This window comes from Pseudomonas sp. DWP3-1-3b3 (genome assembly GCF_049896305.1).
Taxonomy (GTDB): domain Bacteria; phylum Pseudomonadota; class Gammaproteobacteria; order Pseudomonadales; family Pseudomonadaceae; genus Aquipseudomonas; species Aquipseudomonas azotoformans_A.
In genome coordinates this window covers 82,395-96,802 of the sequence record NZ_JAFCUA010000003.1, presented here as the reverse complement: position 1 = coordinate 96,802, position 14,408 = coordinate 82,395, and the positions used below count along the sequence as shown (strand labels likewise).

Genomic DNA, 14,408 nt, shown 5'->3' with positions numbered 1-14,408 from the left:
GGGGGCTGAATGATGTTGCATAACTCCATCCTCGACGTGATCGGCCAAACGCCGATCGTGCGCCTGGCGCAGTTTTCCGAAGACCTCGGTATCGAGGTCTACGCCAAGCTCGAATCCCTCAACCCCGGCGGCAGCCACAAGGCACGCATCGCCCTGGGCATGATCCTCGACGCCGAGCGCCGGGGCGTGCTGATCCGTGATTCCGGGCAAACCATCATCGAACCCAGCGGCGGCAACACCGGCATCGGCCTGGTGATGGCGGGCAATGTGCTGGGCTACAAAGTGGTGCTGGTGATCCCCGACAACTACAGCCCCGAAAAACAGAAGCTGCTGCGTTTATATGGGGCCAAGGTGGTGCTGTCGGACAGCCGCCTGGGCAACAATTCCCACGGCGAAAAGTGCATGGAACTGCAGTTGGAAAACCCCAGCTACGTGATGCTCAACCAGCAGCGCAACGGCGCCAACCCGCAGACCCATCGCGACACCACCGCACCGGAAATCCTGCGTGCCTTCGGTGAGCAACGCGCCGACTACTTTGTCAGCGGCATCGGCACCGGGGGGCATATCACCGGCATCGGTGAAACCCTCAAAGCCGCTTGGCCGCAGCTGCGCGTCATGGGCGTGGAGCCGGAAGAATGCGACCTGCTGAAAAACCAGCACGCACCGCATCACATCCAGGGCCTGTCGATCGGCCTGATCCCGAGCATTCTCAACCTGGACGTGATCGACGGCATGCTCAAGGTCTCGCGCCAGGACTGCATCGACATGATGAAACGCATCATGCGCACCGACGCTATCAGCCTGGGCCTGTCGTCCGCTGCCAACATGGTGGCCATCGCCAAGCTCGCCCCTGAACTACCGCCCGAAACGGTGGTGCTGACCATGGTCTACGACAATGCCGACAGCTACCTGCCCAGTTTCGAATAAACGGGTTTCCAGCCAACCAGAATACGGGGGTGCCTCCATGGGCGGTTTTATCGACATGCAACAGTTGCACGATGAGTTGCTCACCCACCTCGTCAAGACCCTCACGCCCGCCCAGCTGAAACAGCTGGAACCGCACCTGGCCACGCTGATCCAGAATGCGGCGCAAGCGGTGGCCGAGGACCTGATCGCCTACGCCTACCGTGATCCGGCCTCACGTGGGCGCGGCGAGTTGATCCTGGAATCCTACGCTTCGTTCAAGGCGGTGCTGTATTACCGCCTGGCGCACCTGGTATGGCATTTCCCGGACCAGACCAACGGCGTGTTTTCGCGCATTGCCCTCAAGCTGAGCAACCAGGGCAAGGTGCTTTCCGGTGCAGAGATTCACCCCGCCGCACGCATCGGCCGACGCTTCGTGCTGGACCACGGCTACGGCACGGTGATCGGCGAAACCTGCGAAATCGGCAACGACTGCTACATCCTCTGCGGCGTGACCTTGGGCGCCCGTGGCATCGCCAACAACCCCGAGGGCAAGCGCCATCCACGCCTGGGCAATAACGTCGAGGTCGGCTCCGGGGCCCGCGTGCTGGGCTATGTGCTGATTGGCGATAACGTGTTTATCAGCCCGTCCTGCGTAATCACCCAGGACGTTCCCGCCGGCACCAAGGTCAAGGTGGTGAACCAGATCCAGCTTCAAAAAAACGATGAATCGGACCACAGCAACTACCTCGGCGCCTTTGCCCTGGATGAGCGATTGCACGTGGTAGGTGAGATCAACGCCAGCCATAAGGTGACCGTGCTGGACGCCGATTTCCATCCCTTGCCAGGGCTGATGCTGGAGCCCACGGTCAAGGAGCGCCACCACCTGCAATTTCGCTTGCATCGCGTCGAGTCGGGCAGCCATTTGCCACGCTTGCCGCTTAACCTGAAAGTCTGCGGCCCGGAATTTGAAATCACCCTGCTCTCGCCCCCTGGCTTGAGTGCAATGGTGCGTTCCCTGCTGCAAGCCAGCCCACTGATCGTCGGAGGTTGAACATGTCCGTGCACACCATGGAAACCCTGGCGCTGTTCGACAGCGCGCCCTACCAGAACGCCTTCAGCGCCCGGGTGATTGCCGTCAGCGAACACGGCATTGCCCTGGAGCACACCTTGTTCTACCCCACGGGCGGCGGACAGCCAGGCGACACGGGACACCTCACACTCGCGGACGGTACGCGGGTCGACGTGACCGGCACGGTGCGCGACCCGGTGCTTCGCTCGATCATCTGGCATCAGGTGGAACACTGCCCCGCGCAGCTGACGGCCGGGGTACAGGTGGATGCCGGCCTCGACTGGGAGCGGCGCTACCAGCACATGAAAATGCACACCTGCCTGCACCTGCTGTGTTCGATCATCGATGCACCGGTGACCGGATGCAGCATCAGTGCGGACAAGGGCCGGCTGGATTTTGACCTGCCTGAAATGACCCTCGACAAAGACAGCATCACCCGCGACCTCAATGCGCTGATCGAACAGGCTCACCCGGTGAAAACCCTGTCGATGCCGGCTACCGAATATTCGACTCTGCTACAGATCACCCGAACACAGGCAGTGGCCCCGCCGGTGATTCAGGGATCGGTGAGGGTGATTGAAATCGCAGGGATCGATATCCAGCCGTGCGGGGGCACCCATGTGATCAACACCGAAGAAATCGGCCGGGTGTTTTGCGAGAAGATCGAGAAGAAGAGCAAGCATAACCGCAGGGTGATCCTGCGATTCGAGTGAAGGCGATCCAATGTGGGAGCCAGCTCCCACATTGACCGCGTCGTCTGCTAGATCACGAACAGATCCACAAACCGGTTGACCGGTGTGGCTTCAAGCCGTGCCTGGTCCTTGCACAGCGCAAAAATCTTGGCACTGCGCTGCCCGGTAAACCGTGTGGCCAGGTTGGCCTTGAACTTGTCTTCCAGCAACGGAATGCCCTCCACACGGCGCCGGCGATGGCCAATCGGGTACTCCACCGCCACCTGCTCGGTGCTGCTGCCATCCTTGAAGAACACCTGCACCGCATTGGCGATGGAGCGTTTGTCAGCCTCCAGGTATTCGCGGCTGTAGCGTGGGTCTTCGACGATGACCATTTTGTCGCGCAACTGATCGATGATCGGGTGGGCGGCGTGGAATTCATCTTCGTACTGCTCGGCCACCAGATTGCCGAATGCCAACGGCACGGCGGTCATGTATTGCAGGCAATGGTCGCGGTCGGCGGCGTTGGCCAATTGGCCGACTTTGGAAATGATGCGGATCGCTGATTCATGGGTAGTGATCACAATGCGCTCGATTTCCTGCAGGCGGTCTTTCACCAGCGGATGCAAGATCACCGCGGCTTCACAGGCCGTTTGCGCATGGAACTCGGCCGGAAAGCTGATCTTGAACAGCACGTTTTCCATCACGTAGGTGCCGTAGGACTGGGACAGGCTGAACGCGCGTTTGTCCTCCGGCTTGAGCGCCAGGTCCTTGTTGGTGTGGCTGAACAGCACGTCGTAGAAACCCCACTGCGGCGCGCTCAAGACACCTGGAATGCCCATCTCGCCACGCAAGGCGATGTCCGCCAGGCGCACGCCGCGACTCGATGCGTCCCCCGCCGCCCAGGATTTGCGCGAACCGGCATTCGGTGCATGCCGGTAAGTGCGCAACGCCTGCCCATCGACAAACGCATGGGACAGCGCCGCCAGCAACTGCTCACGGTTGGCACCCATCAGCTTGGCGGTGACCGCCGTGGAGGCGACTTTGACCAGCAGCACATGGTCGAGCCCTACCCGGTTGAAGGAGTTTTCCAGGGCAATCACGCCCTGGATTTCGTGGGCCATGATCATCGCTTCCAACACCGCGCGCACGGTCAACGGCGCATCGCCATTGGCCACGCGTTTCTGCGAAAGGTGATCGGCCACGGCGAGGATGCCGCCGAGATTGTCCGAGGGGTGGCCCCATTCGGCAGCAAGCCAGGTGTCGTTATAGTCCAGCCAACGCACGATGCAACCGATGTCCCACGCGGCCTTGACCGGGTCCAAACGAAACGACGTGCCCGGCACCCGCGCGCCAAACGGCACCACCGTGCCCTCGACAATCGGCCCCAGGTGCTTGGTGCACTCGGGAAAGCGCAGGGCCAGCAGGCCACAGCCCAAGGTGTCCATCAGGCAGTTGCGGGCGGTGTCCAAAGCATCCCGGGAGTCGATCCGGTAGTTGAGGACATAGTCAGCAATATCCTGCAGGACCTGATCGTAGTCCGGGCGGTTGTTCTGGTCGACGTTGGCGCTCATGGCAGTACTCCAAAAAGGGGTTGGGGTCAGTCCTCGGGCTCACGGTTGTCGGGGGCAGATCTTGACTGTCTGCCTTTAAAAGGAATCACCTGGCACGCGCACGAAACCCTCCATCAGCACCCGTGCACTGCGGCTCATGATGGCTTTTTTCACCACCCATTCGCCGTCGACCTGGCTGGCTTCAGCGCCGACGCGCAAGGTGCCGGACGGATGTCCGAACCGCACCGCATTGCGCTCCACGCCACCCGCCGCCAGGTTGACCAAGGTCCCGGAAATCGCCGCCGCCGTGCCAATCGCCACCGCGGCGGTGCCCATCATCGCGTGGTGCAACTTGCCCATGGACAGTGCGCGCACCAGCAGGTCCACATCACCGGCCTTGATCGCCTTGCCACTCGACGCCACGTAGTCCAAAGGCTTGGCCACAAACGCCACCTTCGGCGTGTGCTGGCGCTGGGCGGCTTCGTCCAGGTGCTTGATCAGGCCCATGCGCAACGCGCCATAGGCCCGTACGGTTTCAAACATGGCCAGGGCCTTGGGGTCGCTGTTGATCGCGCCTTGCAGCTCGGTGCCGGTGTAGCCGAGGTCTTCGGCGTTGATGAAGATGGTCGGGATGCCGGCGTTGATCAGCGTGGCCTTGAAGGTGCCGACGCCGGGCACTTCCAGGTCGTCGACCAGGTTGCCGGTGGGGAACATCGAACCACCGCCGCCCTCTTCTTCTGCCGCCGGGTCCATGAATTCCAACTGCACTTCGGCGGCCGGGAAGGTCACGCCGTCCAGTTCGAAATCACCGGTTTCCTGTACTGCGCCATCGGTGATGGGCACGTGGGCAATGATGGTCTTGCCGATATTGGCCTGCCACACCCGCACCACGGCCACACCGTTGTGGGGAACGCGAGCCGGGTCGACCAGGCCGGCACTGATGGCAAACGAACCGACCGCCGCCGACAGGTTGCCGCAGTTGCCACTCCAATCCACGAACGGCTTGTCGATGGAAACCTGGCCAAACAGGTAGTCCACGTCATGCTCGGCGCGGTTACTTTTGGCCAGGATCACCGTCTTGCTGGTGCTGGAAGTGGCGCCGCCCATGCCGTCGATCTGTTTGTCGTAGGGGTCGGGACTGCCGATCACCCGTAACAGCAAGGCGTCGCGCGCAGCGCCCGGCACCTGCGCCGACTGGGGCAGGTCCTTGAGGCTGAAAAACACGCCTTTGCTGGTGCCGCCACGCATGTAGGTGGCGGGGATCTTGATTTGCGCTACGTGTGCCATGTTTACCTCTCAGGCCGTCGCCGCCGATTCCAGGAAGTCCTGGGCGAAACGTTGCAACACGCCGCCCGCCTCGTAGATCGACACTTCTTCGGCGGTGTCCAGGCGGCAGGTCACCGGCACTTCGACACGCTCGCCATTCTTGCGGTTGATCACCAGCGTCAACTGCGCACGCGGGGTGCGCGCACCGACCACGTCATAGGTTTCGCTGCCGTCGATCTTCAGGGTGTTGCGGTCGGTGCCCGGCAGGAACTCCAGGGGCAACACGCCCATGCCCACCAGGTTGGTGCGATGGATGCGCTCGAACCCTTCGGCGGCAATCGCCTCCACCCCGGCCAGGCGCACGCCCTTGGCCGCCCAGTCGCGGGATGAGCCCTGGCCGTAGTCGGCGCCGGCAATGATGATCAGCGGCTGCTTGCGTTCCATGTAGGTCTCGATGGCTTCCCACATCCGCGTGACCTGGCCTTCCGGCTCGATCCGCGCCAGGGAACCCTGCTTGACCTTGCCGTTTTCAACCACCATTTCGTTGAACAGTTTCGGGTTGGCAAAGGTCGCGCGCTGCGCCGTTAAGTGGTCGCCACGGTGAGTCGCGTAGGAGTTGAAGTCGACCTCCGGCAGGCCCATTTTCGCCAGGTATTCGCCGGCGGCGCTGTCGAGCATGATCGCGTTGGACGGCGACAGGTGGTCGGTGGTGATGTTGTCCGGCAGCACCGCCAGCGGGCGCATGCCCTTGAGCGGCCGCGCCCCGGCCAGCGCGCCTTCCCAGTAAGGCGGGCGGCGGATATAGGTGCTTTGTGGGCGCCAGTCATACAGCGGTGCGACTTTCGGGCCGGTGTCTTCGTGGATGGCGAACATCGGGATATACACCGCGCGGAACTGCTCCGGCTTGACCGAGGCCTTGACCACCGCGTCGATCTCTTCGTCGCTCGGCCAGATGTCCTGCAGGCGGATTTCCTTGCCGTTGGCGTCCAGGCCAAGCACGTCTTTTTCGATGTCGAAACGGATGGTGCCGGCAATCGCGTAGGCCACTACCAGCGGCGGCGACGCCAGGAAGGCTTGCTTGGCGTACGGGTGGATACGCCCATCGAAGTTGCGGTTGCCCGACAGCACGGCGGTGGCGTACAGGTCGCGGTCGATGATTTCCTGCTGGATCACCGGGTCGAGCGCCCCGGACATGCCGTTGCAAGTGGTGCAGGCAAATGCAACCACGCCAAAGCCGAGTTTTTCCAGCTCATGGCCCAGGCCCGCTTCCTCCAGGTACATGGCCACGGTTTTCGAGCCGGGCGCCAGGGAGGATTTGACCCAAGGTTTACGCGTCAGCCCCAGTTGGTTGGCGTTGCGTGCGAGCAGGCCTGCGGCAATCACGTTGCGTGGGTTACTGGTGTTGGTGCAACTGGTGATGGCCGCGATGATCACCGCGCCGTCGGGCATTTGCCCCGGCACTTCGTCCCACTGGCCGGAGATGCCCTTGGACGCCAGGTCGCTGGTGGCAACGCGGGCATGCGGGTTGCTCGGGCCGGCCATGTTGCGCACGACGCTGGACAGGTCGAAGGTGAGGCCGCGCTCGTATCGCGCGCCTTTCAGGTCATCTGCCCACAGGCCGGTGTGGCGGGCGTATTGCTCAACCAGGGTGACTTGTTCGTCTTCACGGCCAGTGAGTTTCAGGTAAGCGATAGTTTGCTGGTCGATATAGAACATCGCCGCCGTGGCGCCGTATTCCGGGGCCATGTTGGAGATGGTCGCGCGGTCGCCGAGGGTCAGTGCCGAAGCGCCTTCGCCGAAGAACTCCAGCCAGGCGCCGACCACTTTCTGTTTACGCAGGAACTCGGTCAGCGCCAGCACCATGTCGGTGGCAGTGATGCCCGGCAGCAGCTTGCCGGTGAGTTCCACGCCAACGCTTTCCGGCAGGCGCATCCAGGAGGCGCGGCCGAGCATTACGCTCTCGGCTTCCAGGCCGCCGACGCCAATGGCGATCACGCCCAGGGCGTCCACGTGCGGCGTGTGGCTGTCGGTGCCGACACAGGTGTCCGGGAACGCCACGCCGTCACGCACCTGGATCACCGGGGACATTTTCTCCAGGTTGATCTGGTGCATGATGCCGTTGCCCGGCGGGATCACATCGACGTTCTTGAAAGCCTTTTTGGTCCACTCGATAAAGTGGAAGCGGTCTTCATTGCGACGGTCTTCGATGGCACGGTTTTTCTCGAACGCGTCCGGGTCGAAGCCACCGGCTTCGACGGCCAGGGAGTGGTCGACGATCAGTTGGGTCGGCACCACCGGGTTCACCTGGGCCGGGTCGCCGCCTTGCTGGGCGATGGCATCACGCAGGCCGGCGAGGTCGACCAGCGCGGTCTGGCCGAGAATGTCATGGCACACCACGCGCGCCGGGAACCACGGGAAATCGAGGTCGCGCTTGCGTTCGATCAACTGGCTGAGGGACGCGTTGAGGGTGGCCGGGTCGCAGCGACGCACCAGGTTTTCCGCGAGCACGCGGGAGGTGTAAGGCAAGGTGGCGTAGGCGCCGGGGGTGATTGCTTCGACGGCCGCGCGGGCGTCGAAGTAGTCCAGGCGGCTGCCGGGGAGCGGTTTGCGAAATTCAGTGTTCATCGTCAGGACTCGGTCACGGTGGTTAGGCGGCACGAACCTGCGGCATTGGTCTGGATGAACACGGTCCCTGTGGGAGCTGGGCTTGCCCGCGATAGCGATGTAACTGTCGACACCTGTGTTGAATGTCAGCCAGTCATCGCGGGCAAGCCCGGCTCCCACATTGACCCGGTTTCAACCATGAAAACCGGTGCCTCAGGTGCACACCATTCAGCGACGTTCGATTGGCACGAACTTGCGCTGCTCTACGCCGGTGTATTCGGCGCTTGGACGGATGATGCGGTTGTTGGCGCGCTGCTCAAATACATGCGCGGCCCAGCCAGTCAGGCGCGAGCACACGAAGATCGGCGTGAACAGCTTGGTCGGGATGCCCATGAAGTGGTACGCCGAGGCATGGTAGAAGTCAGCGTTGGGGAACAGTTTCTTCTGCTCCCACATCGTCTTGTCGATGGCTTCGGAGACCGGGAACAGCACCGTGTCGCCTACTTCGTCAGCGAGTTTTTTCGACCAGCCCTTGATCACTTCATTACGCGGGTCGCTGTCTTTGTAGATCGCGTGGCCGAAGCCCATGATCTTGTCTTTGCGCGCCAGCATGCCGAGGGTGCCTTCGACCGCTTCTTCAGCGGACGAGAAGCGCTCGATCATCTCCATCGCTGCTTCGTTGGCACCGCCATGCAACGGGCCGCGCAGCGAACCGATGGCGGCGGTGACGCAGGAATACAGGTCGGACAGGGTCGAAGCACACACCCGCGCCGTGAAGGTCGAGGCGTTGAATTCGTGTTCCGCGTAGAGGATCAACGAAACGTTCATGACCTTGACGTGCAACTCGCTCGGCTTCTTGCCATGCAGCAAATGCAGGAAGTGGCCGCCAATGGAGGGTTCATCGGTCACGCAATCGATGCGCTTGCCGTCGTGGCTGAAGCGATACCAGTAGCACATGATCGCCGGGAAGGCGGCCAGCAGGCGGTCGGTGACGTCGCGTTGCACGCTGAAGTCTTGCTCGGGCTCGATATTGCCCAGGAACGAACAACCGGTGCGCATCACGTCCATCGGGTGGGCGTCGGCGGGGATGCGTTCCAGCACTTCTTTCAGCGCTTGCGGCAGGTCGCGCAGCTTGCTCAGCTTGGCGCTGTAGGCAGCCAGTTCGGTCTTGGTCGGCAATTCGCCGTACAGCAGCAGGTAGGCGACTTCTTCAAACTGTGCATCGGCGGCCAGTTCGCGCACGTCATAGCCACGATAGGTCAGGCCGGCGCCCGCTTGGCCCACGGTGGACAATGCGGTCTGCCCGGCCACCTGGCCACGCAGGCCGGCACCACTCAGTACTTTTGCTTCAGCCATGTCGGTTCTCCAATCTTGAATTTATTAGGGAGGCTGTTCTTTACTTCTTGGCTGCGAACAGCGCGTCGAGCTTCTGCTCGAAGGTGTGGTAGTCGATGCGATCGTAGAGCTCCATGCGGGTTTGCATGGTGTCGATCACGTTCTGTTGGGTGCCGTCGCGACGGATCGCGGTGTAGACGTTTTCGGCGGCCTTGTTCATGGCGCGGAAGGCCGAGAGCGGGTACAGCACGATGGAAACATCGGCCGATTTCAATTGTTCGGTGGTGTACAGCGGCGTGGCGCCGAACTCAGTGATGTTGGCCAGGATCGGGGCCTTCACACGGGAGGCGAACAGCTTGTACATCTCAAGTTCGGTGATGGCTTCCGGGAACACCATGTCGGCGCCGGCTTCGATGCAGGCGGCGGCACGTTCCAGGGCGGACTCCAGACCTTCCACCGCCAGGGCATCGGTGCGCGCCATGATCACGAAGCTGTCATCGGTGCGCGCATCCACGGCGGCCTTGATGCGGTCGACCATTTCCTGCTGGGACACGATTTCCTTGTTCGGACGGTGACCGCAGCGCTTGGCGCCGACCTGGTCTTCGATATGGATCGCCGCCGCGCCGAACTTGATCATCGACTTGACCGTGCGCGCCACGTTGAACGCCGAGGAGCCGAAACCGGTGTCCACATCCACCAGCAGCGGCAGGTCGCAGACATCAGTGATGCGGCGCACGTCAGTCAACACGTCATCCAGTCCAGTAATCCCCAGGTCCGGCACGCCGAGGGAACCGGCAGCCACACCGCCGCCCGACAGGTAGATCGCCTTGAAACCGGCGCGCTTGGCCAGCAGCGCGTGGTTGGCATTGATCGCACCGACCACCTGCAAAGGCTGCTCGCTGGCGACCGCGTCACGGAAACGCTGGCCGGGAGTCGTCTTATTATTGGAACTCATCATTCACCTCGTGATTGGGCAGTGCCGTCGGGGAAGTGACGGGCAATGTTGCGTTTGGATGCGCCGATATGCCGGCGCATCAACAGTTCGGCCAGTTCACCGTCGCGATCGGCAATCGCGTCAAGGATGCGGTGGTGCTCGGCAAAGGCCTGGCGTGGACGATTGGGGGTGGCAGAGAACTGGATGCGGTACATGCGCACCAGCTGGTACAGCTCGCCGCAGAGCATTTGGGTCAGGGTGCGGTTGCCGGCGCCTTGAATGATCCGGTAATGAAAATCGAAGTCGCCCTCCTGCTGGTAATAACCCAGGCCGGCCTGGAAGGCTTCGTCGCGTTCATGGGTGTGCAACACCTGGCGCAGCTCTTCGATTTCCGCGTCGGTCATGCGCTCGGCGGCCAGGCGACAGGCCATGCCTTCGAGGGACTCACGGATTTCATAGAGCTCGATCAGCTCGGCATGGCTCAACGAGACCACCCGCGCACCGACATGCGGCACGCGCACCAGCAGGCGCTGGCCTTCCAGCCGATGAATCGCCTCGCGCAGTGGGCCACGGCTGATGCCATAGGTGCGCGCCAGTTCCGGCTCGGAGATCTTGCTGCCGGGGGCGATCTCGCCCTTGACGATGGCGGCCTGGATACGCCGGAAGACGTTCTCGGACATGGTCTGGGAATCGTCTTGCGCCACCACTGGGGATTCCAGCTGATCCAGCATATTGTCGACACCTTTAAAAGCAATGCCGCAAAAACTAGCCAATCAGCCCTGGATAGTCAAAGAATAAATCCATATTGTCGACAATCGTCTAATAACCGCTGCTGCACCCTTGCAGGGCATGGCCGCCTGCCAGCGCTGGCGCCAAAAAAGCATCATGTTAGAATGCCCGGCACTTTTGCCTGACATCGCGAGATGAAACGGCGCACGAGGGAGCTTGCGCAGTAATGCCAGTCGCCTTGAATTGAACATCGCACTGCACCGCCTCGGGATTTATGAGACTCAAGCCCTTCCTTCTATTGATTTGCCTGTTATCCGCACCGGGCCTTGGCGTCGCCGCCGAGAAGACCGTGTACGGCCTCAACGAATACGCCCAATTGGCCGGTATCGACCTGGAAGTCGCCGCCAAACTGGACACCGGTGCCAAGACCGCCTCCCTCAGTGCCCGTGATATCAAGCGCTTCAAGCGCAACGGCGAATCCTGGGTGCGCTTCTACCTGGCCATCGACACCGCCCATTCCCACCCCATCGAACGCCCCCTGGCCCGCGTCAGCAAGATCAAACGCCGCGCCGGTGACTACGACCCCGATGAGGACAAGAACTACACCGCCCGTCCGGTGATTGCCCTGGATATCTGCATGGGCACCGCTTTACGCAGCATCGAAGTGAACTTGACTGACCGTAGCGCATTCCAATACCCGCTGCTGATCGGCTCCGAAGCGCTGAAACGCTTTGATGCGCTGGTCGACCCCAGTCTTAAATACGCAGCAGGCAAACCCGCCTGCGCCGCCGACGCTCATACCGCCGAGTAAACCGAATGCGCTCTCTGACCCTGCACCTGAAAATCCTGATCGCCATCCTGGTGGTGCTGGGTATTTCGGTCACCGCCTACCAGATCTTTGTGCTGGGGATCCCCGTCACCGAGGACGCCACCGACGACTTGTGGAACATCGACGCCAAGGTCGAGTTCGTCGCCAACCCGAAAGACCCGGTGAAGATCCAGATGTTCGTGCCGCCCCTGAGCCGCGACTTCGTCAGCCTCAACGAGAGCTTTATCTCGAACAACTACGGCGTGAGCGTCAACCGCACCGACGGCAACCGCAAGGTGACCTGGTCGGCACGCCGTGCCAAGGGTAACCAGACCCTGTATTACCGCCTGGTCCTCACCAAGCGTTACAGCGGCGAAAAGGTCAAGGTCAAGGGCCCGACCTTCCGCGACAGCATTGCCGTGGAAGGCCCGGAGAAAATCGCCGCCGAAGCCTTGCTGGCGCCGATCCGCCAGCACTCGGCCGACGTCGAGACCTTTATCAGCGAAGCCATCAAGCGCACCAACAACCTCAATGACGACAATGTGAAGCTGCTGCTGGCGGGCGATCCGTCCACGCCGCACAAGGCCAAGATCGTCGAGTTGCTGCTGTCCATCGCCCATGTGCCGGTGGAGAAGGTCCACACCATCCGCCTGGTGGCCGACCAGCCGCAAACCCCGGAACTGTGGCTGCGCAGTTTCAACGGCAATGACTGGTTGTACTTCAACCCGGAAACCGGCGAACAAGGTTTGCCCACCGACCGCCTGTTGTGGTGGACCGGTGATGAAAACCTGATCACCGTCGACGGCGGCAAGAAGGCCATGGTGACCTTCAGCCTGAACAACAGCGAGATGAACGCGATCCGCCTGGCCAAGCTGACGGACGAGAACACCGACGCCAACTTCCTCGAATACTCGCTGTACGGCCTGCCGCTGCAAACCCAGCAGACGTTCATGATCATGGTGATGATCCCGATTGGCGTACTGGTGATCCTGATCCTGCGCAACCTGATCGGCCTGCAGACCCTGGGCACGTTCACGCCGGTGCTGATCGCCCTGGCGTTCCGCGAGACGCAACTGGGCTTCGGGATTGTGCTGTTCACGATCATCACGGCGCTGGGGCTGTCCCTCAGGTCGTACCTGGAACACTTGAAATTGCAGATGCTGCCGAGGCTGTCGGTGGTGCTGACCTTCGTGGTGGTGCTGATCGCGGCGATCAGCCTGTTCAGCCATAAGCTGGGGCTGGAGCGTGGGTTGTCGGTGGCGCTGTTCCCGATGGTGATCTTGACCATGACCATCGAACGCCTGTCGATCACTTGGGAAGAGCGCGGCGCCAACCATGCGCTGAAAGTGGCGATTGGTACGCTGTTCGCCGCATCGCTGGCCCACATCATCATGAGCGTGCCGGAGCTGATCTACTTCGTGTTCACCTTCCCGGCGATCCTGCTGATCCTGGTGGGCTTCATGCTGGCCATGGGTCGTTATCGCGGCTACCGCCTGACCGAGCTGGTGCGTTTCAAGGCTTTCCTCAAGAAGGCTGACCAGTAATGTTCGGCTTCTGGAAGACCTGGAAAGCCCTGGAAGCGCGGGGGATCATGGGCATCAACCGGCGTAATGCCGACTACGTGCTCAAGTACAACAAGCGCAGCCTGTACCCGATCGTGGATGACAAGATCATCACCAAGGAGCGCGCCCTGGCCGCCGGTATTCATGTGCCGGAGATGTACGGGGTGATTTCCACCGAGAAGGAAATCGACAAGCTCGACGACATCATCGGCGGGCGCAGCGATTTCGTGATCAAACCGGCCCAGGGCGCCGGCGGTGACGGCATCCTGGTGGTGGCGGACCGCTTTGAAGGACGCTATCGCACGGTGTCCGGCAAGATCATCAGCCATGAAGAGATCGAGCATCAGATTTCCAGCATCCTCACCGGCCTGTATTCCCTGGGCGGCCACCGCGACCGTGCGTTGATCGAATACCGCGTAGTGCCTGACCAGATCTTCAAGAGCATCAGCTATGAAGGCGTGCCGGACATTCGCATCATCGTGTTGATGGGCTATCCGGTCATGGCCATGCTGCGCTTGCCGACCCGACAGTCGGGCGGCAAGGCCAACCTGCACCAGGGCGCCATCGGCGTGGGCGTGGACCTGGCGACCGGCCTGACCCTGCGTGGCACCTGGCTGAACAACATCATCACCAAACACCCTGACACCACCAACGCGGTGGACGGCGTGCAACTGCCCAATTGGGACGGCTTCATGAAGCTCGCGGCCGGTTGCTACGAGCTGTGCGGGCTGGGTTACATCGGCGTGGACATGGTGCTGGACCAGGAGAAAGGCCCGCTGATTCTTGAGTTGAATGCGCGGCCGGGGCTGAATATCCAGATTGCCAACGACTGCGGCTTGACCCTGCGTACGCATGCGGTGGAAGCGCGACTGGAAGCACTGAAAGCCGCTGGCGTGACGGAAACGCCGGAGGAGCGGGTGAAGTTTGTGCAGGAAATGTTTGGGCATATTCCGCCCGTCGAAGGTTAACGC

General features: G+C 61.8%; 12 protein-coding genes. 6 read left to right on the top strand and 6 right to left on the bottom strand.

The features are described 5' to 3' along the window. Positions 1-12: 12 nt before the first annotated feature. From ACP7BX_RS10445 to ACP7BX_RS10435, 3 genes are read left to right on the top strand one after another with little or no spacing between them, the layout of a single operon-like run. Positions 13-927, top strand: a complete 915-nt coding sequence (locus ACP7BX_RS10445; protein WP_038851179.1) for a PLP-dependent cysteine synthase family protein — start codon at positions 13-15, stop codon at positions 925-927. Positions 928-964: 37 nt separating this feature from the next. Beyond that, positions 965-1,957, top strand: a complete 993-nt coding sequence (locus tag ACP7BX_RS10440) for a serine O-acetyltransferase (protein ID WP_426126331.1) — start codon at positions 965-967, stop codon at positions 1,955-1,957. A 2-nt stretch (positions 1,958-1,959) separates the two neighbouring features. Further along, positions 1,960-2,688: an alanyl-tRNA editing protein gene (locus ACP7BX_RS10435; RefSeq protein WP_426126329.1), complete on the top strand. Its 729-nt coding sequence runs from the start codon at positions 1,960-1,962 to the stop codon at positions 2,686-2,688. Positions 2,689-2,735: 47 nt separating this feature from the next. On the opposite strand, the gene prpD is transcribed toward ACP7BX_RS10435, so the two are convergent. From prpD to ACP7BX_RS10405, 6 genes are all read right to left on the bottom strand, one after another. Then, positions 2,736-4,220, bottom strand: a complete 1,485-nt coding sequence (gene prpD, locus ACP7BX_RS10430; protein WP_426126327.1) for a 2-methylcitrate dehydratase — start codon at positions 4,218-4,220, stop codon at positions 2,736-2,738. A 75-nt stretch (positions 4,221-4,295) separates the two neighbouring features. Further along, the gene (gene prpF / locus ACP7BX_RS10425) at positions 4,296-5,486 is read right to left on the bottom strand and encodes a 2-methylaconitate cis-trans isomerase PrpF (protein WP_426126325.1); all 1,191 of its coding nucleotides are present in this window, start codon (positions 5,484-5,486) and stop codon (positions 4,296-4,298) included. 9 nt (positions 5,487-5,495) lie between these two features. After that, entirely contained in the window at positions 5,496-8,090 is a 2,595-nt protein-coding gene (gene acnD, locus ACP7BX_RS10420) for a Fe/S-dependent 2-methylisocitrate dehydratase AcnD (RefSeq protein WP_061449263.1), read from the bottom strand. Positions 8,091-8,297: 207 nt separating this feature from the next. Continuing rightward, positions 8,298-9,425: a bifunctional 2-methylcitrate synthase/citrate synthase gene (prpC, locus tag ACP7BX_RS10415; protein WP_033901216.1), complete on the bottom strand. Its 1,128-nt coding sequence runs from the start codon at positions 9,423-9,425 to the stop codon at positions 8,298-8,300. Positions 9,426-9,465: 40 nt separating this feature from the next. After that, on the bottom strand, positions 9,466-10,359 hold the full coding sequence (gene prpB, locus ACP7BX_RS10410; RefSeq protein WP_016979248.1) for a methylisocitrate lyase: 894 nt from the start codon (positions 10,357-10,359) through the stop codon (positions 9,466-9,468). Next, entirely contained in the window at positions 10,359-11,069 is a 711-nt protein-coding gene (locus ACP7BX_RS10405; protein WP_016979247.1) for a GntR family transcriptional regulator, read from the bottom strand. Before ACP7BX_RS10405 ends, prpB begins: the two co-directional genes overlap by 1 nt. A 272-nt stretch (positions 11,070-11,341) precedes the next feature. Between ACP7BX_RS10405 and ACP7BX_RS10400 the strand changes: the two genes are divergently transcribed. The 3 genes from ACP7BX_RS10400 to ACP7BX_RS10390 are packed head-to-tail and all read left to right on the top strand — an operon-like array spanning position 11,342 to position 14,405. After that, positions 11,342-11,878: an ATP-dependent zinc protease family protein gene (locus tag ACP7BX_RS10400; RefSeq protein ID WP_016979246.1), complete on the top strand. Its 537-nt coding sequence runs from the start codon at positions 11,342-11,344 to the stop codon at positions 11,876-11,878. Between the two features lie 5 nt (positions 11,879-11,883). Continuing rightward, complete coding sequence (locus ACP7BX_RS10395) at positions 11,884-13,419, top strand: inactive transglutaminase family protein (RefSeq protein ID WP_033901219.1); 1,536 nt, start codon at positions 11,884-11,886, stop codon at positions 13,417-13,419. Further along, entirely contained in the window at positions 13,419-14,405 is a 987-nt protein-coding gene (locus tag ACP7BX_RS10390) for an alpha-L-glutamate ligase-like protein (protein WP_033901220.1), read from the top strand. Before ACP7BX_RS10395 ends, ACP7BX_RS10390 begins: the two co-directional genes overlap by 1 nt. The last annotated feature ends 3 nt before the right edge of the window (positions 14,406-14,408 follow it).

Excerpts from the sequence above, each read along its gene's own strand:
- ACP7BX_RS10445 (WP_038851179.1), top strand. The coding sequence starts at position 13 with ATGTTGCATAACTCCATCCTCGACGTGATCGGCCAAACGCCGATCGTG.
- ACP7BX_RS10440 (WP_426126331.1), top strand. The coding sequence starts at position 965 with ATGGGCGGTTTTATCGACATGCAACAGTTGCACGATGAGTTGCTCACC.
- ACP7BX_RS10435 (WP_426126329.1), top strand. The coding sequence starts at position 1,960 with ATGTCCGTGCACACCATGGAAACCCTGGCGCTGTTCGACAGCGCGCCC.
- prpD (WP_426126327.1), bottom strand. The coding sequence starts at position 4,220 with ATGAGCGCCAACGTCGACCAGAACAACCGCCCGGACTACGATCAGGTC.
- prpF (WP_426126325.1), bottom strand. The coding sequence starts at position 5,486 with ATGGCACACGTAGCGCAAATCAAGATCCCCGCCACCTACATGCGTGGC.
- acnD (WP_061449263.1), bottom strand. The coding sequence starts at position 8,090 with ATGAACACTGAATTTCGCAAACCGCTCCCCGGCAGCCGCCTGGACTAC.
- prpC (WP_033901216.1), bottom strand. The coding sequence starts at position 9,425 with ATGGCTGAAGCAAAAGTACTGAGTGGTGCCGGCCTGCGTGGCCAGGTG.
- prpB (WP_016979248.1), bottom strand. The coding sequence starts at position 10,359 with ATGAGTTCCAATAATAAGACGACTCCCGGCCAGCGTTTCCGTGACGCG.
- ACP7BX_RS10405 (WP_016979247.1), bottom strand. The coding sequence starts at position 11,069 with ATGCTGGATCAGCTGGAATCCCCAGTGGTGGCGCAAGACGATTCCCAG.
- ACP7BX_RS10400 (WP_016979246.1), top strand. The coding sequence starts at position 11,342 with ATGAGACTCAAGCCCTTCCTTCTATTGATTTGCCTGTTATCCGCACCG.
- ACP7BX_RS10395 (WP_033901219.1), top strand. The coding sequence starts at position 11,884 with ATGCGCTCTCTGACCCTGCACCTGAAAATCCTGATCGCCATCCTGGTG.
- ACP7BX_RS10390 (WP_033901220.1), top strand. The coding sequence starts at position 13,419 with ATGTTCGGCTTCTGGAAGACCTGGAAAGCCCTGGAAGCGCGGGGGATC.